25 protein-coding genes, 2 rRNA genes and 1 other annotated feature are annotated in these 23,586 nt (G+C 36.1%); all 27 genes read right to left on the reverse strand.

The window, feature by feature from the left end:
- Positions 1-171: 171 nt before the first annotated feature.
- The gene (locus tag HU235_RS00695; protein ID WP_174879084.1) at positions 172-774 is read right to left on the reverse strand and encodes a class I SAM-dependent methyltransferase; all 603 of its coding nucleotides are present in this window, start codon (positions 772-774) and stop codon (positions 172-174) included.
- A gap of 119 nt (positions 775-893) precedes the next feature.
- Positions 894-1,256, reverse strand: a complete 363-nt coding sequence (gene rplL, locus HU235_RS00700) for a 50S ribosomal protein L7/L12 (protein WP_095301346.1) — start codon at positions 1,254-1,256, stop codon at positions 894-896.
- A gap of 61 nt (positions 1,257-1,317) precedes the next feature.
- Complete coding sequence (rplJ, locus tag HU235_RS00705) at positions 1,318-1,818, reverse strand: 50S ribosomal protein L10 (protein WP_174879085.1); 501 nt, start codon at positions 1,816-1,818, stop codon at positions 1,318-1,320.
- Positions 1,819-1,865: 47 nt separating this feature from the next.
- Positions 1,866-2,008 (reverse strand) — a sequence feature (ribosomal protein L10 leader region).
- A gap of 49 nt (positions 2,009-2,057) precedes the next feature.
- Positions 2,058-2,756, reverse strand: coding sequence for a 50S ribosomal protein L1 (rplA, locus tag HU235_RS00710; protein WP_095301344.1), 699 nt, complete (start codon positions 2,754-2,756; stop codon positions 2,058-2,060).
- A gap of 112 nt (positions 2,757-2,868) precedes the next feature.
- The gene (rplK, locus tag HU235_RS00715; protein WP_026561207.1) at positions 2,869-3,294 is read right to left on the reverse strand and encodes a 50S ribosomal protein L11; all 426 of its coding nucleotides are present in this window, start codon (positions 3,292-3,294) and stop codon (positions 2,869-2,871) included.
- Between the two features lie 251 nt (positions 3,295-3,545).
- On the reverse strand, positions 3,546-4,079 hold the full coding sequence (nusG, locus tag HU235_RS00720; RefSeq protein ID WP_174879087.1) for a transcription termination/antitermination protein NusG: 534 nt from the start codon (positions 4,077-4,079) through the stop codon (positions 3,546-3,548).
- A gap of 403 nt (positions 4,080-4,482) precedes the next feature.
- Positions 4,483-4,668, reverse strand: a complete 186-nt coding sequence (gene secE, locus HU235_RS00725; protein WP_095301341.1) for a preprotein translocase subunit SecE — start codon at positions 4,666-4,668, stop codon at positions 4,483-4,485.
- Between the two features lie 102 nt (positions 4,669-4,770).
- Positions 4,771-4,920, reverse strand: coding sequence for a 50S ribosomal protein L33 (gene rpmG / locus HU235_RS00730; RefSeq protein WP_095301340.1), 150 nt, complete (start codon positions 4,918-4,920; stop codon positions 4,771-4,773).
- 129 nt (positions 4,921-5,049) lie between these two features.
- A complete protein-coding gene (sigH, locus tag HU235_RS00735; protein WP_095301339.1) occupies positions 5,050-5,706 on the reverse strand; it encodes an RNA polymerase sporulation sigma factor SigH in 657 nt (218 codons plus the stop codon).
- Positions 5,707-5,776: 70 nt separating this feature from the next.
- Positions 5,777-6,283: an NYN domain-containing protein gene (locus HU235_RS00740; protein ID WP_095301338.1), complete on the reverse strand. Its 507-nt coding sequence runs from the start codon at positions 6,281-6,283 to the stop codon at positions 5,777-5,779.
- 5 nt (positions 6,284-6,288) lie between these two features.
- Positions 6,289-7,032: a 23S rRNA (guanosine(2251)-2'-O)-methyltransferase RlmB gene (gene rlmB, locus HU235_RS00745; protein WP_095301337.1), complete on the reverse strand. Its 744-nt coding sequence runs from the start codon at positions 7,030-7,032 to the stop codon at positions 6,289-6,291.
- A 17-nt stretch (positions 7,033-7,049) separates the two neighbouring features.
- Positions 7,050-7,457 carry a Mini-ribonuclease 3 gene (locus HU235_RS00750; protein WP_095301336.1) on the reverse strand — a complete coding sequence of 136 codons (408 nt, stop codon included), beginning with the start codon at positions 7,455-7,457 and terminating at the stop codon, positions 7,050-7,052.
- 142 nt (positions 7,458-7,599) lie between these two features.
- Positions 7,600-8,997: a cysteine--tRNA ligase gene (gene cysS / locus HU235_RS00755; RefSeq protein WP_174879089.1), complete on the reverse strand. Its 1,398-nt coding sequence runs from the start codon at positions 8,995-8,997 to the stop codon at positions 7,600-7,602.
- On the reverse strand, positions 8,948-9,643 hold the full coding sequence (cysE, locus tag HU235_RS00760) for a serine O-acetyltransferase (protein ID WP_174879090.1): 696 nt from the start codon (positions 9,641-9,643) through the stop codon (positions 8,948-8,950). Before cysE ends, cysS begins: the two co-directional genes overlap by 50 nt.
- A 582-nt stretch (positions 9,644-10,225) precedes the next feature.
- Positions 10,226-11,683 carry a glutamate--tRNA ligase gene (gene gltX, locus HU235_RS00765; protein WP_174879092.1) on the reverse strand — a complete coding sequence of 486 codons (1,458 nt, stop codon included), beginning with the start codon at positions 11,681-11,683 and terminating at the stop codon, positions 10,226-10,228.
- Positions 11,684-11,828: 145 nt separating this feature from the next.
- The gene (ispF, locus tag HU235_RS00770; protein ID WP_174879093.1) at positions 11,829-12,305 is read right to left on the reverse strand and encodes a 2-C-methyl-D-erythritol 2,4-cyclodiphosphate synthase; all 477 of its coding nucleotides are present in this window, start codon (positions 12,303-12,305) and stop codon (positions 11,829-11,831) included.
- Between the two features lie 18 nt (positions 12,306-12,323).
- Complete coding sequence (gene ispD / locus HU235_RS00775; protein ID WP_174879095.1) at positions 12,324-13,016, reverse strand: 2-C-methyl-D-erythritol 4-phosphate cytidylyltransferase; 693 nt, start codon at positions 13,014-13,016, stop codon at positions 12,324-12,326.
- A gap of 145 nt (positions 13,017-13,161) precedes the next feature.
- Entirely contained in the window at positions 13,162-14,259 is a 1,098-nt protein-coding gene (locus HU235_RS00780) for a PIN/TRAM domain-containing protein (RefSeq protein ID WP_145582381.1), read from the reverse strand.
- 315 nt (positions 14,260-14,574) lie between these two features.
- Complete coding sequence (gene disA / locus HU235_RS00785; protein WP_174879096.1) at positions 14,575-15,654, reverse strand: DNA integrity scanning diadenylate cyclase DisA; 1,080 nt, start codon at positions 15,652-15,654, stop codon at positions 14,575-14,577.
- 3 nt (positions 15,655-15,657) lie between these two features.
- Entirely contained in the window at positions 15,658-17,031 is a 1,374-nt protein-coding gene (gene radA / locus HU235_RS00790) for a DNA repair protein RadA (RefSeq protein ID WP_095301328.1), read from the reverse strand.
- Positions 17,032-17,205: 174 nt separating this feature from the next.
- Entirely contained in the window at positions 17,206-19,647 is a 2,442-nt protein-coding gene (clpC, locus tag HU235_RS00795; protein ID WP_095301327.1) for an ATP-dependent protease ATP-binding subunit ClpC, read from the reverse strand.
- 2 nt (positions 19,648-19,649) lie between these two features.
- On the reverse strand, positions 19,650-20,738 hold the full coding sequence (locus HU235_RS00800) for a protein arginine kinase (protein WP_095301326.1): 1,089 nt from the start codon (positions 20,736-20,738) through the stop codon (positions 19,650-19,652).
- Positions 20,738-21,280, reverse strand: a complete 543-nt coding sequence (locus HU235_RS00805; RefSeq protein WP_145582382.1) for a UvrB/UvrC motif-containing protein — start codon at positions 21,278-21,280, stop codon at positions 20,738-20,740. Before HU235_RS00805 ends, HU235_RS00800 begins: the two co-directional genes overlap by 1 nt.
- Positions 21,281-21,296: 16 nt before the next feature.
- Positions 21,297-21,758, reverse strand: a complete 462-nt coding sequence (locus HU235_RS00810; RefSeq protein ID WP_095301324.1) for a CtsR family transcriptional regulator — start codon at positions 21,756-21,758, stop codon at positions 21,297-21,299.
- Between the two features lie 124 nt (positions 21,759-21,882).
- Positions 21,883-22,581 (reverse strand): MgtC/SapB family protein, encoded by a 699-nt coding sequence (locus tag HU235_RS00815; RefSeq protein WP_233452101.1) that lies wholly within the window; start codon positions 22,579-22,581, stop codon positions 21,883-21,885.
- 640 nt (positions 22,582-23,221) lie between these two features.
- Positions 23,222-23,337, reverse strand: a 5S ribosomal RNA gene (rrf, locus tag HU235_RS00820).
- A gap of 123 nt (positions 23,338-23,460) precedes the next feature.
- Positions 23,461-23,586, reverse strand: a 23S ribosomal RNA gene (locus HU235_RS00825); the annotation flags it as partial.

The raw sequence follows: 23,586 nt of genomic DNA on the forward strand, positions 1-23,586 counted from the left end.
AACAAAAAATAAAAAGGGTTTCTAACTAAGAAAAACCACAATTTAATCGTACTATTGATTTTATAAGTATTTCCAATTATCTAATTTTCATACAAGTTTTTACAAAAAATTAGACAGTTATGGAAATTATATATTGGCATTTTATAATGTTAACATAACAAGGATATTGAGTCAACTTTTTTTCGCCTTAATAATAAAATAGCCTTTTTTCTTATCAACTACCTCTACCTCAGAGTATAACTCTTTTAATTTATCGATTGTTGACGGTGCCCCTTGTTTTTTCTGAATAACTATCCATAATTCCCCATCATTCACTAAATGATGATAGCTAGTTTCAAAAATTGCATGAACTACCTTTTTCCCAGCCCGGATAGGAGGATTTGTAATAATTGCTGCATATTGGCGTTTTTCATCTATATTAGAAAATAAGTTACTTTGAAATATTGTTACATTGTTTATAGAATTTTTTACTGCATTATCCTTCGCTAACTCTACTGCTCTTTCATTTACATCAATCATATCAACATGTCTATTAAAATGTTTTGCAAGCGAGAGTCCTATCGGTCCATATCCGCAACCAACATCTAAAAAATTTCCATCAATTGTAGGCGGGATAAAGTTTTCAATCAAAATTCTCGAGCCAAAATCAACTTCATTTTTAGAAAATACTCCTTTATCACTCTGAAAAGTAAAGTTGTATCCCTTTAATTCAAATTCCCATGTTTTCCGGTCACTTTCCACAGTAGGCTTTTCTGAATAATAGTGATCACTCATCAATCGTTCCTCCTCTTTCAGGAGTTTATATTTTACTAACTTCTGTCAATTTATACATACAAAAATACATAAATAAAAAGTCCGCTAAAAAGCGGACTTCTTTTATAAATGATTTTAAATTACTTAACTTCTACAGAAGCGCCTACTTCTTCAAGTTTAGCTTTTAATTCTTCAGCTTCTTCTTTAGATACGCCTTCTTTAAGTGGCTTTGGAGCGTTGTCTACTAATTCTTTAGCTTCTTTTAAGCCAAGGCCAGTAGCTTCACGTACTACTTTGATAACTTTGATTTTTTGTCCGCCAGCACTTGCAAGTACTACGTCAAATTCAGTTTTCTCAGCAGCAGCTTCACCAGCAGCAGCACCAGCAACAGCTACAGGAGCTGCAGCAGTTACACCAAACTCTTCTTCAATTGCTTTAACTAAGTCGTTTAATTCTAAAACAGTCATATTTTTAACTGCTTCAATGATTTGTTCTTGAGTCATTATAATTTCCTCCTTGTTTTTCCTTTAATGGTATTAGATAGTTAACACTAAATTTGTTAAATTAAGCACCTTGTTCTTCTTTTTGATCTGCAACTGCTTTAGTAGCAAGAGCAAAGTTACGGATTGGAGCTTGAAGAACGCTAAGCAACATAGAAAGTAAGCCTTCGCGTGATGGAAGTTCAGCAAGAGCTTTCACTTCTTCAACAGTAGCAACATTACCTTCAATTACACCAGCTTTAATTTCAAGAGCTTCATGCTTTTTCGCGAAGTCATTAAGAATTTTAGCTGGAGCTACAACATCATCATTACTGAATGCAATAGCATTTGGTCCTGTTAATGCATCGTTTAAGCCAGTAAGTTCAACTTGTTCTACAGCACGACGAGTCATTGTATTTTTGTATACTTTGAACTCAATTCCTGCATCGCGTAATTGCTTACGAAGTTCTGTTACCTCACCTACTGTTAATCCACGATAATCTACAACGATAGTAGATTTGCTTTCACGGAATTTAGCAGCGATATCATCAACGATTTGTTTCTTTTGTTCGATAATTGCGCTCATTGTTACACCTCCTGTAGTTTCATATGACACTAGTACCGTTCGGTGATGACTGCACGAGAAAACCTCCACGATAGACATGGAGGTTTGTAAATACAACAACAAGCATATATGCTTTATTCGTAAATACACCTCGGTAGGAAATTAAGCTAATAATAGCACCTACTGTCTACGGTATAGCGATTATTTATTTAAACAACATTGATAATTATATAGAAACTACCAATCAAAGTCAATAGTTATTATTTTACAGCGAAGCTAGAAGCATCAACTTTTACTCCAGGCCCCATTGTAGAAGTAGCATTTACACTCTTCATGTAAGTACCTTTTGCAGCAGCTGGTTTCGCTTTTAATAATGTTTCATAAACTGTTGTAAAGTTTTCAACTAATTTGCTATCTTCAAACGAAACCTTACCGATAGGAACATGGATGATTCCCGCTTTATCTAAACGGTATTCAACTTTACCAGCTTTGATTTCATTAACAGCTTTTGTTACGTCAAATGTAACAGTTCCAGTTTTAGGGTTTGGCATTAAACCTTTTGGTCCTAATACGCGACCTAATTTACCAACTTCACCCATCATGTCAGGTGTAGCAACGATTACATCAAATTCAAACCAACCTTGTTGAATTTTATTGATATAATCAGCATCGCCTACATAGTCAGCACCTGCAGCTTCTGCTTCTTTTGCTTTTTCACCTTTTGCAAATACTAATACACGTTGAGTTTTACCAGTACCATTCGGTAGAACGACTGCTCCACGAATTTGTTGGTCAGCTTTCTTAGGGTCAACTCCTAAACGGAATGCCACTTCAACTGTTGCATCAAATTTTACGATGCTTGTTTTTTTAACTAATTCTACTGCTTCTTGAACAGAATAGAATTTTGAACGATCTACAAGCTTAGCAGCTTCTGCTAACTTTTTACCTTTTTTAGCCATTGTTTTTTCCTCCTTAGTGGTTTTAGCGGAATAACCTCCCACGAATAAAGGTTGCGAACTTGTTTTTAAGCAAACTCGCAACCCTAAAAAACATTCCTAAACTAACGAAACATTAGTCTTCGATAACAATACCCATACTACGAGCAGTACCTTCAACCATACGCATAGCAGATTCAACGCTTGCTGCGTTTAAATCAGGCATTTTTGTTTCAGCGATTTCACGTACCTTGTCACGTTTAACTGTCGCTACTTTATTACGGTTTGGTTCACCAGAACCTGACTCAATACCAGCTGCCTTCTTAAGAAGAACTGCAGCAGGAGGAGTTTTTGTAATAAATGTAAATGAACGGTCCTCGAATACTGTGATTTCTACTGGAATGATTAAACCAGCTTGATCAGCTGTACGTGCGTTAAACTCTTTACAGAATCCCATGATATTAACACCAGCTTGACCTAATGCAGGACCAACTGGTGGTGCTGGATTAGCTTTTGCTGCAGGAATTTGTAATTTTACAATTTTAATTACTTTTTTAGCCACGAGACACACCTCCTTAAGTCCGTGATGTGGTAATTGGGTTAAGACCCTCCCACTCATCTAAACCACTCTTGATAAGAATGGTAAAATCAGATATTCAGAAACTCATTTCGAGATTTGTTGAATACCATATTCGATTCAGAAATGAATTGTATTTCTGATCAGTTAAAAGCTTAATGACATCTCAGATTTCTGAGACATACTGACCTATGAAATTCTACCACTTTTAACTTTTGATTTCAAGTTTTTTTAGATTATAATTTACTTACCTGTGAAAAGTCCAGCTCAACAGGTGTTTCTCTTCCAAACATATTAACAAGCACTTTTAATTTATTTTTATCGTGATCAATTTCCTCAATGGAACCAGTGAAATTCGCAAAAGGCCCCTCTGTAACTTTTACAGTTTCGTTTAATTCAAAGTCAATCTCTACACGACGCTCATCCATACCCATTCGTTTTAAAATAAAATTCACTTCATCCGGAAGTAATGGAGTCGGCTTTGATCCATGCCCTGCTGAACCAACAAACCCAGTAACACCTGGTGTATTTCGCACGACATACCAAGAGTCATCTGTCATTACAATCTCAACTAACACATAGCCTGGGAATACTTTCTTTTTCATTACCTTTTTCTTGCCATCTTTAAATTCTGTTTCTTCTTCTTCAGGAACAACAACTCGGAAGATTTTATCTTCCATTCCCATTGATTCAACACGCTTCTCAAGGTTTGCTTTTACCTTGTTTTCATAACCTGAATATGTGTGTACTACATACCAATTCTTTTCCATAGTTTCAGGACAACTTGTCCTTCCCTCCCCACAAATAATGTAGTTCAATCTCCTTGTGGTGTTCGATACCATTCCCTACTGATGAAAACATCATTCATTCCACAACGTCATTCATATAGGATTAGCTCATTCGCAATCAAGATCCTCCCCTTGTTTATAGGGCATATCTAATTACATGCTTTTAATGCAACATAACACCGAAGAATATTTCCTTTTTCTCTAAAGTTCATTTCAAGATGTTTCCCTTATAACCTAACTATTTAAAAACATATATACTAGTTTAAGTGGTTCTAATCCCTAGTTAGATAGAACAGCTGTTCAAAATTTTTTTGAACAATGAAAAAACCCGTTTAACGGGTTTCGCAGACAAAGATTAATATTTCTATTATAGCACGATTTTCCATTAGTTATTCAAAATTAAACGAATTAATGAAGAAATTCCTAAATCAATTACTGCAAAGAAAACCGTAACAAATGCAACTGTAGTTACAACAGTTATTGTGTACTTAGTTAGTTCTTTACCTTTTGGCCAACTAACTTTTTTCATTTCGCGTGATACATTTTGAAAAAAATTAACTAAACGTTGCATGAATGTTACCTCCAGGAATAATAGGGAAACTTAGCAATTCATTCTTAAAGCACCTTGTCCAACACTAAGGTATGCAAAAATAAGATGTAAGAAATATAAGGACTATTTTGTTTCACGGTGGCTCGTATGCGAATTGCAAACCTTACAAAACTTCTTTATTTCTAATCGGTCATTTGAACTGACCGTATTTTTCATGGTAGTATAATTTCGACTTCCGCATGATGTACATGATAATGTTACTTTTTTCCGCACTTCCGTCACCTACTATTTGCGTATAGATTCTCTAAAAATGTAACATAGTGTCGTTTCTTCGTCAATAAACGATAAAACTTGAACGGAAGCATTATTTTCTCACAATAGCAATCGTTAGTACCTTTATAACTAAAGGCTAATTTCTCTTAGCTCTAAATAGCGCTCGAGTTTTCTTTTCACTCGTTGTAGCGCATTATCTATTGACTTAACATGTCTATTTAATTCTTCTGAAATTTCATGATAAGAACGGCCATCAAGATATAGTACGAGGACTTTACGTTCTAAATCACTTAACAGCTCTCCCATCTTCACTTCAATATCATCAAATTCCTCTTGGTTAATGATTAATTCCTCTGGGTCCATGACTTTTGCACCAGAAATAACATCCATCAACGTCCGATCAGATTCTTCATCATAAATAGGCTTGTCCAATGATACATATGAATTAAGAGGTATATGTTTTTGCCGAGTTGCTGTTTTAATTGCAGTTATTATCTGTCTCGTGATGCACAATTCCGCAAACGCTTTAAACGATGTGAGTTTATCCTCTTTGAAGTCACGAATCGCTTTGTATAAACCAATCATACCTTCTTGAACAATATCCTCTCGGTCAGCGCCTATTAAAAAATACGACCTAGCCTTTGCTCGTACAAAATTTCGATATTTTGAAATTAAATAGTCAAGTGCTTCACTTTGTCCATTATGTACGAGTTCAACCACTTGTTCATCTTCCAAAATCACAAACTCTTCTTTGTTGACCTTACCCTTGTTGATTGGTGAATTCAAGCCGATCCCCCCGACCGTACACAAGATAACAATATTATACAGTATATATTTTGAAAGCGTCAACCAACTATCAGTTACCCCTACGCCACTTTTCCAGCTTTTCCAAGACATCATCTGGCAAGAAAATTTTTGAAACTGGCTTTTTCTCCTCAATCTTCTTTACTTTATGCTGTATACGCCCTTCAATCGATTCCATTTCATTTAACAGCTCTCTCGCTGATTTCCGAAGCGCGCCTTGTCCAAAAATTGCCCATTGCTCTGTAAAATCCGAAGTAGCAACATGTACTTGGGTTTTTATGTTATTTAATGAGATAGCTAGCTTTTCTATACGTTCATCAGCAGTTTCATTTTCTCTAGTATAAATAACTTCTACACGATAATTTTTTTGTTTTTTTTCTATCCCTTTTACTTGATGGGCATCAAAAACAACAATGACTCGATAACCAGTGTATGCTTGATATTCAGCCATTTTTTCAATTAGACGATCTCTTGCTTCAGATAGATTACTTTTCTTCAGCTGCTGCAGGTCAGGCCATGCCCCAATGATGTTATATCCATCGACTAGTAGGATATCCATAAAAACTACTCCCCTAGTGGGTGTCGCTTTCGGTATACCTCATACATTAAAAGGCTAGCAGCCACCGATGCATTCAGTGATGTAACATGCCCAACCATAGGCATTTTAATGAGAAAGTCACATTTTTCCTTAATTAGTCTTCCAATTCCTTTGCCTTCACTTCCAATAATAAGTGCTAACGGCATTTTCCCATCTAGGTTTCGGTAGTCATCTGCTCCCTTAGCATCTGTTCCAACGATCCAAACGCCACGTTCCTTTAATTCCTCGATTGTTCTAGCTAAGTTCGTTACACGAGCAACTGGAATATATTCGATTGCACCAGTAGATGCTTTCGCAACTGTTGCTGTTAATCCCACTGATCTTCTTTTTGGAATAATAATTCCATGCGCACCAACGGCATCAGCTGTTCTCATGATTGAGCCTAAATTATGTGGATCTTCTAATTCATCAAGAAGCAATATAAACGGTGCTTCTCCCTTTTTTTCCGCTGCTGCTAAAATATCGTCAACATGAACATATTCATACGCTGCAACCTGTGCTACAACGCCTTGATGATTTCCTTCAACCATTTGGTCAATCTTTTTTTTCGGGACAAAATTAATGGTAATGCCTCTTTCCTTTGCAAGCTTCGTTATTTGCTGAGCTTGTCCCTTTAATGAATTTTCAGCAACCCATATCTTATTAATATCTCTGGAGGATTTTAACACTTCTATAACAGGATTTCTCCCAATAATATAATCTTGTTCCATTAGCCCTCCTCCTTTCCTTATGCTTTAATGAATTGAAGAGCGAGTTGGATAATTTCTTCTAGACGTTGATGTCTTTTTTCTAAATATAGATATCCAATAAGCGCTTCAAAGGCAGTGCTATATCTGTATGTTTGGACATCGGTGTTTTTTGGTACTGTTCCTGACTTCGCATTTCTCCCGCGCCTAATGACCGCTTCCTCTTCTTCAGAAAATATGCCTTGTGTTGACAGATGATGTAAGATGCTAGCTTGAGCTTTAGCAGAAACATATTTTTTTGCTAAATTATGAAGCTGGTTTGGACGAACGTTCCCACTTGCAAGGAGATGATGCCTAACATAGATCTCATAAACAGCATCGCCAATATACGCTAAGGCTAAGCTATTTAATAGCTTTGAATCTTTAATTTGTTCTAAATCTAAAAACATTTAGTTCCTCTTTTCTTTTAAAGCCTTGACAAGCATATCGAACATTTCAACAACTAATCAAGTGCCCGAAATGCTTGCCATCCAAGTATATGGACTTTAGTTTCTATTTCCTTTATACCCTAATGGAGCAAAAAGTAATCCATTACCCCCGCTTCCATCTTGTACCCTGTGGAGTATCTTCTAGGATAATGTTCATTTCCTTCAATTTTTCACGAATTTCATCAGCTAATGCGAAGTTGCGATCCTTTCTCGCTTGAATTCGTTGATTAATTAATTCATCGATTTCGGCATCTAAAAGCTCTACCTGTGCAAATTTAACACCTAGTACTTCTCCCAATTGGTCAAATACATCAAGAAATGTCTGTATCACCTTTTCAGACGTATTTTGCTCCTCTAAATAGTAATTAGCATGTTTAGCTAAATCAAAAAGTACAGAGATGGCATTTGCCGTGTTAAAATCATCATCCATTTCTGTCTGGAATTGCGTTTGCGCTTCAGAGATTTTCTGTAACCAATCTTCATCATTATGTGTTAAATTATTACTGCTTTCTTTTCGATGTTGTAAGTTCATGTATGAAGTTTTTAATCGTTCAAACGCATTTTGTGTACTCTCTAGCAATTCCTGCGAGAAATTAATTGGGTGTCGATAATGAACAGATAGCATAAAAAATCTCACAACTTGTGGATCAATCTCTTTAATAATGTCATGTACTAATACAAAATTCCCTAGTGATTTAGACATTTTTTCATTATTTATGTTGATATATCCATTATGCATCCAATACTTAGCAAATGGTTTTTCGTTAAGCGCCTCTGATTGAGCAATCTCATTTTCATGGTGTGGGAACGCTAAGTCTTGGCCACCAGCATGAATATCAATCGTATCACCTAAATATTTCTTCGCCATTGCTGAACATTCAATATGCCAACCTGGGCGCCCATTTCCCCAAGGACTTTCCCACGAAATTTCTCCTTCTTTTGCAGCTTTCCAAAGGACAAAATCCAAAGCATCTTGTTTCTTTTCACCAACTTCAATTCGATTTCCTAACCGTAGCTCATCAATCGACTGATGTGATAGCTTTCCATATTCTTTAAATTCTCTCGTTTTATAGTAAACATCTCCACCCGCTTCGTAAGCATACCCTTTATCAATTAAAGCTTGGATGAAGTCTATAATAATATCGATACTTTCTGTAACACGTGGGTGAACTGTTGCCTGCTTGCAGCCTAGTGCTGTAACATCCTCGAAATAGGCTTCAATAAACCGCTCTGCAATTGTTGGGACATCCTCCCCTAGCTCATTTGCAGCCTTTATTAATTTATCATCAACATCTGTAAAATTAGATACATAATTTACTTCATAACCACGATATTCTAAATACCGACGTACTGTATCATAGACGATTGCAGGTCTTGCATTTCCGATATGGATATAGTTATAGACAGTTGGGCCACATACATACATTTTTACCTTGCCTTGTTCAAGGGGTTCAAACGTTTCTTTTTGCCTCGTTAGCGTATTGTACAACTTTATTGTCATGTTCATTCTTTCCTTTCCTTAACTGTTGCACTTCAAACTTCAATCTCGATAACTCTGCCTCTAGCTCTTTAAAACGATCTGCTACTGGATCCGGCAAGTCACAATGATTTAAGTCTTGGTCGACTCTCCGGCCATTTTGCACCTTCACACGACCCGGAATTCCAACCACTGTTGAATGATCCGGAACATCCTTTAAAACAACTGAACCGGCTCCTATTTTAGAATAGGCACCTACAGTAATTGAGCCTAATACCTTGGCACCCGTTGCAATTAATGCATGGTCTTTAATAGTAGGATGCCTTTTTCCCTTTTCTTTACCTGTTCCACCTAATGTAACACCTTGAAACACTGTTACATCATCACCTATTTCACAAGTCTCTCCTATTACGACTCCCATGCCATGGTCGATAAAGAACCGGCGACCAATTTTTGCTGCGGGATGAATTTCAACTCCTGTAAAAAAGCGGCTAATTTGTGAAACTAGTCTTGCTAAAAAGTATAGTTTCCTTTTGTAAAATGCATGTGCAATTCGATGTGCCCAAATCGCATGTAAACCAGAATAAGTTAAAATAACTTCAAAATAACTTCTTGCTGCAGGGTCCTGATCAAATATTACATCGATATCTTCCTTCATCATTTTAAACATTTATTTCCCTCCAATCACTTTGATCGTTTGGCTATACTTTTTTAACAAGGACTACTTTTATTAAGCTTTTTTAAGAATTTGCTCTGTTAAACATAGTTGTTGATTTAAAGCTTCAGGCATTCCTTTCCATGGATGGTCGGGGCTCCTTTAGAGCAACCTTGTGGGTCTCCCATTGACACGTTTCTTTAAGCAGGAGATCATGCCCACCGCTCCAATCTATAAAGTGCCATAAAATCAACAATAACCTTTAACATGGCATGAGAATTAAAAAAAGCGCCTCTGTATCAATGTACAGAGACGCTTAAAGGGCGCGGTTCCACTCTGTTTAGGGACGAGCAGCACTCTTTTTGCTAGCCCATCACCTCAACTTTCACTCTTTAACGCAGAGCAACACGCTTTCCCTTACTAATCCAAATTCAAGACGTTTAGAAAAAGACTCAAAGGTGCATTTCAAGCATTACTTCACATAAACCTCTTTCAGCCAATGGAGGTTCTCTCTAATAAGGAAGTAAAACCCTACTCTCCTTTTCATCGCTTTACCTTATATGATTACCATTACTATATTACATTTTTCAAAAAAAGTTAACTAATAACATTTTTTAATCTTGAAATAACAGTCTCTTTTCCTAAAATAGCTATTGATTTTGGTAAATCTGGCCCATGTGTTTGACCTGTAATCGCAACACGAATTGGCATAAATAAATTCTTACCCTTTTGACCAGTCGCTTTTTGTACAGCCTTAATAGCAGCCTTTACATTTTCATCAGATAGCTTTTCTATGCCTTCCAATTCACTTACAAATGCTTTTAATACTTCAGGAACCGTTTCTCCCTCAAGAACTGATTCTGCTTCTCTATTATAAGAAATCTCTTCTTTAAAGAACAATTCTGTTAAGCTTACAATTTCTGCCCCATAACTCATTTGTTCCTGATAAAGTGTAATTAATTGGTGAATTCTTTCCTTTTCTTCCTCACTCATATTTTCAGATACTTTACCAGATTTAATTAAATGAGGTAAAGCTAATTTAACAAGAGCCTCGTTATCTAATTGTTTAATATATTGATTATTCATCCAAGCAAGCTTTTGGGTATCAAACACAGCTGGTGATTTAGATAATCGTGCTGCATCGAAACGTTCAATAAGCTCAGCTTGACTAAATAGCTCCTCTTCACCACCAGGAGACCAGCCTAGTAAAGCAATAAAATTAAACAGCGCTTCTGGCAAATAGCCTAACTCTTCATATTGCTCAATAAATTGGATAATGGACTCGTCACGCTTACTTAATTTTTTCCGATTTTCATTTACAATAAGCGTCATATGTCCAAATACAGGTACTTCCCAACCAAATGCTTCGTATATCATAATTTGCTTCGGTGTATTTGAAATATGATCCTCACCACGTAAGACATGAGAAATCTTCATTAAGTGGTCATCTACTGCTACTGCGAAATTATAGGTTGGTGTCCCATCCTTCTTCACTATAACAAAATCGCCCATTCCTTCTGATTCAAATGCAATTTCACCTTTAACCATATCGTTAAAACGATATTCTTTGTTAGCAGGTACTCTGAACCGTATGCTGTATGGTAAACCTTTTGCTTCAAGCTCATCCTGCTCTTCCTTAGTTAAATGGGCATGCTTCCCGGAATATTGTGGTGTTTCACCGCGAGCCATTTGTTCTTCTCGTTCCTTCTCAAGCTCTTCTTCCGTAAAATAGCATTTGTATGCTAAATCTTTTGCAAGTAGTTCCTCATAATATTTTTTATAAATATCATTTCTCTCCGATTGACGATATGGACCATACTCCCCGCCAATATCTACACTTTCATCCCAAGTGATTCCAAGCCAATTCATGAACTTTAATTGACTTTGCTCTCCACCCTCAATGTTCCGCTTTTTATCAGTATCTTCAATTCGAACAATGAATTTTCCATTAAGATTTTTTGCAAATAAATAATTAAATAATGCCGTTCTTGCATTTCCAATATGTAAATGACCCGTTGGACTAGGAGCATACCGCACCCTTACTTCATTTGTCATGATTAAACCTCCACACGCTTTGGTTATAAGAGAATTTTCTCTATAAATAAATTCGCTTTATTAACAGACTTCATTTTATCACCAAATTATTCAATATACAAAACTCACTATTTCATTCTTAACAATAATTTAACTCTTTAGACTGTTAAACACTTTGAACCAAGACCGTTGCTAAAGAAGCGATCCCTTCCTGTCTTCCAGTAAACCCTAATTTTTCAGTGGTTGTCGCTTTCACATTCACCTGTGAAATATCTGCTTCAAGTAACTGTGCAATACGTTCTCTCATCTTTTCTATATGTGGTGCCATTTTTGGCTTCTGTGCAATTATTGTGCAATCAATGTTTCCTAGTTCATACCCTTTTGCTTTTACAAGAGACCAAACATGTGTTAGTAGCTTTGCTGAGTCTGCATCTTTAAATTTAGGATCTGTATCAGGAAAATGCTTGCCAATATCCCCTTCACCAATTGCCCCTAAGCAAGCATCAGCGACAGTATGTAATAAAACATCAGCATCTGAATGACCTAATAGTCCCTTCTCATATGGTATTTCAATCCCACCGATTATTAGCGGTCTTCCATCGACTAATTGATGTACGTCAAAACCTTGTCCAACTCTAATCATTATGTCCCTCTTTCCTCATTACTTATTTGTCTCTTTTCGACTATCAAGAATTGCATTTGCTAGTAATAAATCCTCTGGAGTCGTTAACTTAATATTCGTATAGTCCCCTAAAACGATAGAAACCTGCTTCCCAACCCGTTCAATTAAGCTGGCATCATCTGTTCCTAAGTAGTTATCTGTTGCTGCGTGTTGGTGTGCCTCTAAAATTAGAGATAACCGAAATGCCTGTGGTGTTTGAATTGACCATAAGCTTGATCTCTCGACTGTTTCAACAACCAAACCATTGTTTACTCGTTTAATCGTATCCTTAACAGGAACTGCTAACGTTGCTGCACCTGTAGGCACTGCCCCACTAATAAGCTGTTCAATCTGTTCATGTGATATAAATGGTCTTGCCCCATCATGTACAAGAATAAAATCACAAGAATCAACTGCTTGTAATCCGTTATATACACTTAATTGCCTTTCTGCTCCACCTGAAACTAAACGTTTTACTTTTTTGATTTCATATTGTTCAAGTAACTTAATAAATTCTTCACGCTCTTGTTCATTAATGACTAACACTATACCTGAACAATTTGGATGTGCTTCAAAAACCTTTAATGTATGAATAATAATGGGAGTACCTTTAAGCTCAATAAACTGCTTATTTTTCCCTGCATTCATTCGTTTCCCTTGTCCTGCAGCTGGAATAATTACTTGATAATTCATAGAGTTTCTCCTTCAATAATTCAGTATACCATCATCTTAAAAGATTCGCCTAAATATGTAAAACAGCCCATGAAACATTTGCTTTCACATGCTTCATGGGCTACTTGTTAAGTTGAATTTATGTTCTATCTTACATTATCCAATGTTATAATGCTTTTTCTAGCATTTTGGGTTTAGCAAAAATCATTCTTCCCGCTGATGTTTGAAGTACACTTGTGACGAGAACATCTATATGCTTACCGATATAATTTCGACCATCTTCAACTACAATCATTGTTCCATCATCTAAATAAGCAATTCCTTGATTATGTTCCTTACCATCTTTAATCACTTGTACATTCATTTCTTCCCCAGGTAAAACAACTGGTTTAACTGCATTGGCTAAATCATTAATATTAAGAACATGGACCTTCTGTAATTCACAAACCTTATTCAAATTAAAATCATTTGTTACTACAACACCAGAGGTAAGCTTTGCTAGCTTCACTAACTTACTGTCAACCTCTTGAATATCCTCGAAGTCACCTTCATAAATTTCAACATTAATTGCAAGTTCCTTTTGAATCCGATTTAAAATATCTAATCCTCTGCGTCCTCTATTACGCTTTAAAACATCTGAAGAATCCGCAATATGTTGAAGCTCTTCTAATACAAATTGTGGAATAACAATTGTTCCTTCTAAAAATCCAGTTTGACAAATATCCGCAATTCTACCATCAATAATGACACTTGTATCTAGAATTTTAAGCTTCTTCTCTTCTTGTTCTAGCTCTTCCTCAGTTGAGCCCTTTTTCTTTCCAATACGATTTGGCATTGAAAATAGGTTAATTAATTCGTCTCTTTTCTTAAAACCAATTTGGAAACCAAGATATCCGAGCAAAAGTGTTAAAAATATAGGAATAATTGTATTAAACAATTGATATTGTATTTCATTTAATGGAATTCCGATAAGAAAAGCAATTATAAGACCAAAGATTAATCCTAAGCTTCCAAATAAAACATCCGTAACAGGAGCCTTTACAACAGCCTCTTCTAACAACTTTATCCAATTCACGACGTAATCTACAATCCAAAAAGTTGCAACAAAAAATATAATTGCACCTAATACTGCTAAGGTATATGGCGTATTAATAAAAGGTATGTCCTGCATAGATAAAAGCTCTAGTAGTTTGGGCATAAGGAAGATCCCTAACATTCCACCCACACATAGAAATAACAGTTGTATTATGCGTTTAATTAACATACCTTCACCTCCTTTTTACGTTATATTTACTTTATCTTACTTCTTGTCTTTGTGAAATAAAAAATCAAAAATGTAAATAGATTGATACAATGCTGTAAACTATCAGAGTTTTGCACAGCATTCTAAAATTTTAGTCATTTTTTTCTTTGAGTTTCGGTTTCGCTCCTTTTCTAAATCGAGGTTGATATACAGTGAGAAAAGAAACATTACTGAAAAAATGACTCTATATACTTAAAGTGATTTTAAAAAACAATTTTAATATACCCTAATTTGACGAATTTAAATCAAAAATGTTGCAAGTTTCATTAAAATTTCTTATATTTTACGTTCAACTAAAAGTTGATCTTGCAATCTCTTTAATCCCTCTTTAATCTTTTTCGCCCTAACCTCACCAATACCTTCTACCTCATCTAACTGTTCTACGGATGCATGCAAAATAAGTTTCAAATTTTTAAAAGCTGTCACTAAATTTTCAATAATTATTGTCGGAAGTCTCGGAATCTTATTTAACATGCGATATCCTCGTGGCATGACAGGGCTCTCGACCGTTGTAAATGAAGAATAGCCAAGCAATTTAAATAAAACCGAATCCTCTATAAGTTCAAAGCTGGAAAGCTCTTGAAGTTGTTTTAGAATTTGATAGGCATCCGCTATTTTCTCATTCGAATAATCTTTAATTAATAATGCCGCTTCTTCCTCTAATCCAGAGAGCAATTCAGCTAATTGTAATCTTATGAGATGACCTTCTGCACCTAATTCATTTACATAATCGTTAATCTCATCCTTAATTCGAAAAACCATTTCAAAGCGATGTAATACAAGAATTACCTCTTTAAACGTAACAAGTTCTTCTAATTCTAATGCTCCTAATGTTGCAATTGATTGGTCTAACACTAACTTGTATTTTTCCAACGTTTGAATGGCCTGATTTGCCTTTGTTAAAATAACCCCTATGTCTCTAAGAGCATACCTTAATTCACCATGATATAACGTGATAACGTTTCGTCTCTGCGAAATCGCAATCACTAGGTTACCAGTTTGCTTTGCCACTCTTTCTGCAGTCCGATGCCTCATACCGGTTTCAGAAGAATATATCGATGGATCGGGAACAAGCTGTGCATTTGCATAAACAATCCTATTCCCTGTATCACTTAATATAATAGCCCCATCCATTTTTGCTAATTCATACAAATGTGCCGATGAAAATGGACATTGGATAGAAAAACCACCATCAATAACCTCTTTCACTTTCTCATTATGTCCGACAACGATTAACCCACCGGTTTTTGCGCGAAGGACATTTTCAATTCCTTCTCTAATCGGTGTCCCCGGTGCAACAAATTGCAAAATTTCATTTAACGTTTTATCACCCGATTTATTCTCTTTATCTGACATTTATTATCCTCCTAATGTTTTCTGGAGGGCTTCAGCTACATTTTTTACGCCAATTATTTCGATATCATCTGGAGCATGCCAACCACCGATATTAGCAGACGGAATAATCGCCCTCTTGAATCCAAGCTTTGCAGCCTCAATGACTCTTTGTTCAATTCGAGATACCCTTCTAACTTCTCCTGTTAAACCAACTTCTCCGATGATAACATCCGTTGGTTTCGGCGGAGCATCCTTAAAGCTTGAGGCGATACTAACTGCAACTGCTAAGTCTATAGCAGGTTCGTCTAGCTTTACACCTCCAGCTACTTTTAAATAAGCATCTTGATTTTGTAATAGTAAGCCCACTCGTTTTTCCAAAACAGCCATTAATAAAGGAACACGGTTATGATCGATTCCTGTTGCCATACGTCTAGGATTTCCGAAGCTAGTCGGCGATATTAATGCTTGAATTTCTACAAGAACCGGTCTCGTACCTTCCATAGATGCTACGACTGTTGATCCCGCAGCTCCCTTTGACCTTTCCTCAAGAAAGATTTCTGATGGATTTAGAACTTCTTCTAAACCTGATTCCTTCATCTCAAAAATGCCCATTTCATTAGTTGATCCAAATCGATTTTTTACAGCTCGTAAAATTCGATATGTATGATGTCTTTCCCCTTCAAAGTAAAGAACGGTATCAACCATATGCTCTAATAATCGAGGTCCAGCTATGGATCCCTCTTTCGTAACATGACCAACGATAAAGATCGCAATTCCTTTTGTCTTTGCAATTCTCATTAATTCAGCTGTAGACTCTCTAACTTGAGAAACACTACCTGGGGCAGAGCTTATTTCACTATGGAATACCGTTTGAATAGAGTCAACGACAACAAATGTTGGATTCATTTCTTCAATTGCCTTGGAAATAAAGCTTAAATCTGTCTCTGATAATACGTATAGTTTATTAGATTTAACCCCTAGACGATCAGCCCTAAGTTTTGTTTGTTTGACTGATTCTTCCCCGGAAATATATAAAACATCATTTCCATTTTCAGCTAACTGGGATGATACTTGTAGTAATAAAGTGGATTTTCCAATACCGGGATCGCCACCGATTAATACGAGTGATCCCTTAACAATTCCACTTCCTAATACTCGATTAAATTCTTTTAGGTTCGTATATATTCTTGGTTCTTGAGTTGTTTCAATGTTGGTGATTGGGGAAGGTTTTTGTACAGTTTGCGATGAATGTGCAAACACTGCCTTACGAGGTGAAGCTGGTTTTAAGAGTTCCTCTGTCATTGTGTTCCATTCTTGACAGCCTGGACATTTCCCCATCCATTTAGGGGATTCATATCCGCATGATTGACATATATATTTTAATTTTGTTTTTGCCATAAATGTGTTCCTCTCTTAATAGATTAGCCATTAGACTAGCTAATTATGATACATATCTTCATTATATAGAAAGGAGATTAAAATAGGAGAGTTCTTTTCGTTTGAGAACAAGAAACTATAAAGAAAGGAGGCACACATTTTTCAGTATGCCTCACATGTTCCATTTGTTTACTGCTATTTTACTTCTTCTTTTTCAGCCGTTTTAACGACAAATTCACCATTTTCAACATCTAAAATAATCTTTTGACCTTTATCAATTGTACCTTTTAACAGCTCTTCAGATAAACGATCCTCTACATTTTTTTGGATTGAGCGACGTAGTGGTCTTGCACCGTATTCAAGGTCAATTCCTTCATCAGCAATTTTCTCTTTAGCTGCATCCGTTAATTCCAACGTTAAATCTTGTTCCTTTAGACGCTTTGTAAGCTGGTCAGACATAAGAGAAACAATTTCTTTTAGATGTTTTTTCTCTAATGAGTGGAAGACGATGATTTCATCAATTCTGTTTATAAACTCTGGTCTGAACGCACGTTTAAGCTCGTTCATTACTTTATCTTTCATATCCTTGTAATTTTGTGTTTCGTCTTGGACGTTAAAGCCAACATATTTATTTCGTTTTAATTCACTTGCTCCAACGTTAGACGTCATAATTAAAATTGTATTTCTAAAATCAACCGTACGACCTTTAGAGTCAGTTAATCTTCCATCTTCTAATACTTGCAACAAGATATTAAATACATCTGGATGTGCTTTCTCAATCTCATCAAGAAGTACAACAGAATAAGGTTTTCTTCTAACCTTTTCAGTTAGCTGACCACCTTCATCATATCCAACATATCCAGGAGGTGAACCAACTAAACGGGATGTAGAATGTTTCTCCATATACTCTGACATATCGATGCGAATCATTGCATCCTCATCACCAAAAATCGATTCAGCTAATGCTCTTGCAAGCTCTGTTTTCCCAACACCAGTTGGCCCTAAGAAAATGAAAGAACCAATCGGGCGTTTCGGATCCTTTAACCCAGCACGAGCACGTCTCACAGCTTTAGCAACAGCAACTACTGCTTCATCTTGACCAATAACTCTCGAATGTAAAAGGTTTTCCATATTCAAAAGCTTATCTGTTTCTGTTTGTGCTAAACGAGATACTGGGACACCAGTCCAGCTTGATACAACCATCGCAATATCTTCTACTGTGACTTCTGTATTTTCTTGACCTTGTTTTTCTTTCCATGTTTTTTTCGTTTCTTCTAGCTGTTCACGTAAACGTTGCTCAGTGTCACGTAAGGAAGCCGCCTTTTCAAATTCTTGACTTTGAACTGAAGCATCCTTCTCTTTACGGATTTCCTCAAGCTTTTGCTCAAGCTCCTTTAAATTTGGTGGTGTTGTGAAAGAGCGTAACCGAACTTTTGAGCCCGCCTCATCAATTAAATCAATTGCTTTATCTGGCAAGAAACGATCAGATATATAACGATCTGACAATTTAACTGCAGCATCAATTGCTTCATCTGTAATCGAAACTCGATGATGTGCTTCATATCGATCACGTAAGCCTTTTAAGATTTTAATACTTTCTTCAATTGTTGGTTCATCCACTTGAATAGGTTGGAATCTTCTTTCAAGTGCAGCATCTTTTTCAATGTATTTTCGATATTCATCAAGTGTTGTAGCACCGATACATTGCAATTCACCTCGTGCTAATGAAGGCTTTAAAATATTTGACGCATCGATAGCACCCTCAGCACCGCCTGCACCAATTAACGTGTGTAATTCATCGATAAACAAAATGATGTTTCCTGCTTGACGAATTTCATCCATTACTTTTTTAAGTCTATCCTCGAATTCACCACGATATTTCGTACCAGCAACAACTGTACCCATATCAAGAGTCATAACCCGTTTATCTCTTAATATTTCCGGAACCTCATTTTGAACAATTTGCTGTGCTAATCCTTCAGCAATAGCTGTTTTACCTACACCAGGCTCCCCGATTAATACTGGGTTGTTTTTTGTCCGTCTGCTTAACACTTCAATAACGCGTTGAATTTCTTTACTACGACCAATAACAGGATCTAGACTTCCTTCTCTAGCTATCGCCGTTAAATCACGAGCTAAACTATCAAGCGTTGGCGTATTCGCACTAGCCATGCTTCCACCTTGATGATTAGATGATGTTTCATTGCTGCCTAGCAATTGAAGGACTTGTTGTCTCGCTTTATTAAGGCTTACACCTAGGTTGTTTAATACTCTTGCTGCAACACCTTCGCCTTCACGAATAAGCCCTAATAAAATATGCTCAGTCCCTACATACGAATGACCTAATTTTCTCGCTTCATCCATTGATAGTTCTATTACCTTTTTTGCTCTAGGTGTATAGTGAATTGTTTGTGATACATCCTGACCTCTGCCAATTAATCCTTCGACTTCTTTTTGGATTTTCTCTGGTCCAAGGCCTAAAGCGATTAAAGCTTTTGCCGCAATTCCTTCACCTTCACTCACAAGTCCTAGTAAAATATGTTCCGTTCCGATATTATTATGACCTAAACGAACTGCTTCCTCTTGTGCTAAAGCAAGTACCTTTTGTGCGCGCTCTGTGAATCTTCCAAACATCATGACTATTCATCCTCCATCCGTTTGTTTCGTTCCATTTCTAGATTTAAACGCTCCCTAATTAAAGCAGATCGCCGTACATCTCTTTCTTCTGGTCGTAATGGGCCACCAAAGTATTGCTGTAAGAAACCAGGTTGTGTTAATATCATTAACTCGTTAAGCATGTTTCGCGATACATCTTTAATTATTCCTAAATCAATGCCTAATCTAACATCTGAAAGACATTTTGCAGTTTCATTAGATTCGATTATACGACTATATGCCAATGTACCAAAGGAACGATATACCCTATCCTCAAGTTGGGTCTGTGAGGAATTATACAATGCTTCTCTCGTACTTCTTTCCTGTGTTATTAACTGTTGGACTACACTAATGAGATCCTCTACAATGTCTTTCTCAGATTTACCTAATGTTATTTGATTAGAAATCTGGAATAGGTTCCCGATTGCTTCACTACCCTCACCATAAATTCCTCTTACAACTAAGCCTAGTTGATTTATTGCTGGGATAATTCGGTTAATTTTTTGCGTAAGGACTAATGCCGGTAAATGCATCATAACAGAGGCACGCAATCCAGTCCCAACATTTGTTGGACAACTAGTTAAATACCCTAGTTTTTCATCAAAAGCATAATCAACCTCTTTTTCAATCCAATCATCTAATTTATTCGCCATTTCCAACGCTTCAGTTAACTGAAATCCTGGAAATAAGCATTGAATTCGGATATGGTCTTCTTCATTGATCATGATACTTACTTCTTCATTTTCAGATAATAAGCAACCTCCATAAGAAGAGTTTTCTGCTAGATTCGGACTTATTAAATGCTTTTCAACCAATACTCGCTTTTGAATCGGTTGCATTTCATTCATCTTTATTAGCTCTAATTGACCAATATGTTCAAATCCTTTACTTGAATACGTTGTTTCAAAAAACGTTAAAATATTCTGGAGCTCTTCATTTGTTGAAATGGTCGGAAATTTATACATATCAATATTTCTAGCTAAACGAATTCGGCTACTAAGGACAATATCTGAGTCTGGACCATCTTTCATCCATGCACTAACTGCCCTATTCGTAAATTTCTGGAGTGACATCACAATCCCTCCTTATTGCTTAACTTTTTTTCCAGTGATTTTATTTCATCTCTTACTTCTGCTGCTTTTTCAAATTCCTCTTGAAGGATATATTCATTAATTTTACTTTTTAAAATTTCGATTTGTTTTCGAATATGAAGGTCGCCACCAATACGCTTAGGGATTTTACCCGCATGCACTGTATTCCCACCATGTACACGTTTAAGGATTGGTGTTATATAGTTTTTAAAGGTCGGGTAGCAATTGGAACAACCGAATCGACCAACCTTTTTAAATTGTTGAAGAGTCATTTTACATTGTTCACAGTGTGGTTGATCATTCGAATGAAAAACATTATTTTCTTGCTTAACCTTTCCTGTTTCCATATTTAGAAGACCTGTAAGCAAATTATTTAACGAAAAACCAGCACTACCATTAAACATAAAGAGATCACTGTTTCCTTGAGCACAATGCTCACACATATGAACCTGGGTTTTTTCACCATTAATCACTTTTGTAAAGTGAAACGTAGCCGGTCTTTCATTACATTCCTGGCATATCATCCGTCTCCCCTACTTTCTACTTATATTTCAACGAGGTTAACATTGCCTTTACCATTCTTGCCCTCAATTCATCTCGATGCGGTAAATCTATATACAGAACTGAGCGATCAATAACACTTAACATTAGCTTTGCTTCCCTTTCAGATATAACTTCCTCACTAACGAGTCTACCGATAATATCTTCTGCAGCTGCTTGTGAAAGGCGGTGATTTATTAAGTGGAGAATTTGGTCTAGAAGATGTGCTTGATTATTTGCTTGAACTTTAATAATCCGAATATAGCCTCCTCCACCACGTTTACTTTCAACAACATAGCCTCTTTCGATTGTAAATCTTGTATTAATTACATAGTTTATCTGTGAAGGTACACATTGAAATTTATCCGCAATTTCACTACGTTTAATTTCAACTATTTCTTTGCCACTATTATCCAAAACATGTTTTAAGTATTGTTCAATAATGTCCGAAATATTTCTCACTCTACCTCCCCCTCACTGACTTTGACTATATTTGACTTTAATCTTACTATAAAACGAACAGAAAAATTTTTCAACTTTTCTGTTTCACTTTAAATATTGCCAAAATTACCTGATGTAAAACCCATTAGTATATTTTTTCTATTTCAGGATTTTCGACAATAATTCTTTCTATTACATGTTCTTCAATTGTTGGCATATTTACATCAATTGTATAGTTTAAAGTAACCAAACCCTCACTATTTTTATGACATTCCGTTAACATGACTTTTGTGATTTTTAAATTATATGTATTTAGTTTTTTAATTACCTGATCTACTTTGCCTTTATTAGATTTTATAACAACCTTTATTTTTCTTCTTAACTTTTTACTATTCATATACTTCTCAAGACGATTTAAAAAGATTAAGCACATTAAAACCATAATAGTCGTAAAAAGTGCAGCTACATACATTCCAGCTCCAATAACTAAACCTAAACCTGCTACAATCCAAATAGATGCAGCTGTAGTTAGTCCCCTCACAGTCGCACCTTTTACTAAAATTGTTCCGCCACCTAAAAATCCTATTCCACTTATAACATATGATGGAATTCTTGCCGGATCAAATCGAATATTTCCGTTACTTTCAATATATTCATTAAATCCATATAATGATAAAATCATCATTAAGCAAGAGCCCATACCTACCAGGAGATGTGTACGAAACCCTGCAGGATGATTATTAAATTCTCTTTCCAAACCAATTACTCCACATAAAAACGTTGCAACAATTATTCGAAAGAATATTGTATATGTCTCTTGGCTAAATAACTCAATATAATTCACTATTCATTCTCCTATTATAAGATCATCCAAACATTCTTTTTTATAAATTTGAATTTTTGTTTTACTATATTTATTAATACAGCTTCTAAAAAAGACCAGAATCTTTACTGTTCTTTTTTGGGGGCTATTTTTATAAACCTTGTTGCTTTATTAGTAGTCGCTTTGGTTAATTTCCTCTTCAAATATTTTATAAATTTATAAAAATAAATGTTTTGTTTCCCGTTATATTACATATTTGAATAATAATTTAAAATAATGGTTCTTCATAATAAGCCAATAACTTATTTAAACGCAAAAAAAGACCAGTATTTCTACTGATCTTTTTCCATCTTACCTGGCAACGTCCTACTCTCACAGGGGGAGTCCCCCAACTACCATCGGCGCAGAGAGCTTAACTTCCGTGTTCGGATTTCGGCTTGCGATAAGCGGCGAATCTCTTCGGAAGCTTGTTCGTTCCAATCCTCATGTGCCCGAAGAACGCACATTCCGGTTTTCTCTCTCTGCACTTCCTACGACCTTCTTGCTTCTCCCAAGCCTCAGGCTAGTAAGTATACTTTGTCTCTACGCTTCTCTATCAACCTATCGGTTTTTATTTAAACACACAAAAAAGACCAGTATTTCTACTGATCTTTTTCATCTTACCTGGCAACGTCCTACTCTCACAGGGGGAGTCCCCCAACTACCATCGGCGCTGAAGAGCTTAACTTCCGTGTTCGGCATGGGAACGGGTGTGACCTCTTCGCCATCGTCACCAGATACATATTTAGTTTGAAGGATGTTCCTTCAAAACTAGATAACGATTTATAATATTCATTCACTTAGTTTAACGCTCTTTATATCTAGCTCGTGAAGCCATTGGCTTCTTCTGCTTTTTTAAATTAGGTTAAGTCCTCGAACGATTAGTATCTGTCAGCTCCACGTGTCACCACGCTTCCACCTCAGACCTATCAACCTGATCATCTTTCAGGGTTCTTACTCACTAATGTGATGGGAAATCTCATCTTG

Origin of the sequence: Metabacillus niabensis, from assembly GCF_902829255.1 — a bacterium.
In the GTDB taxonomy this organism is placed as follows: Bacteria; Bacillota; Bacilli; order Bacillales; family Bacillaceae; genus Metabacillus; species Metabacillus niabensis.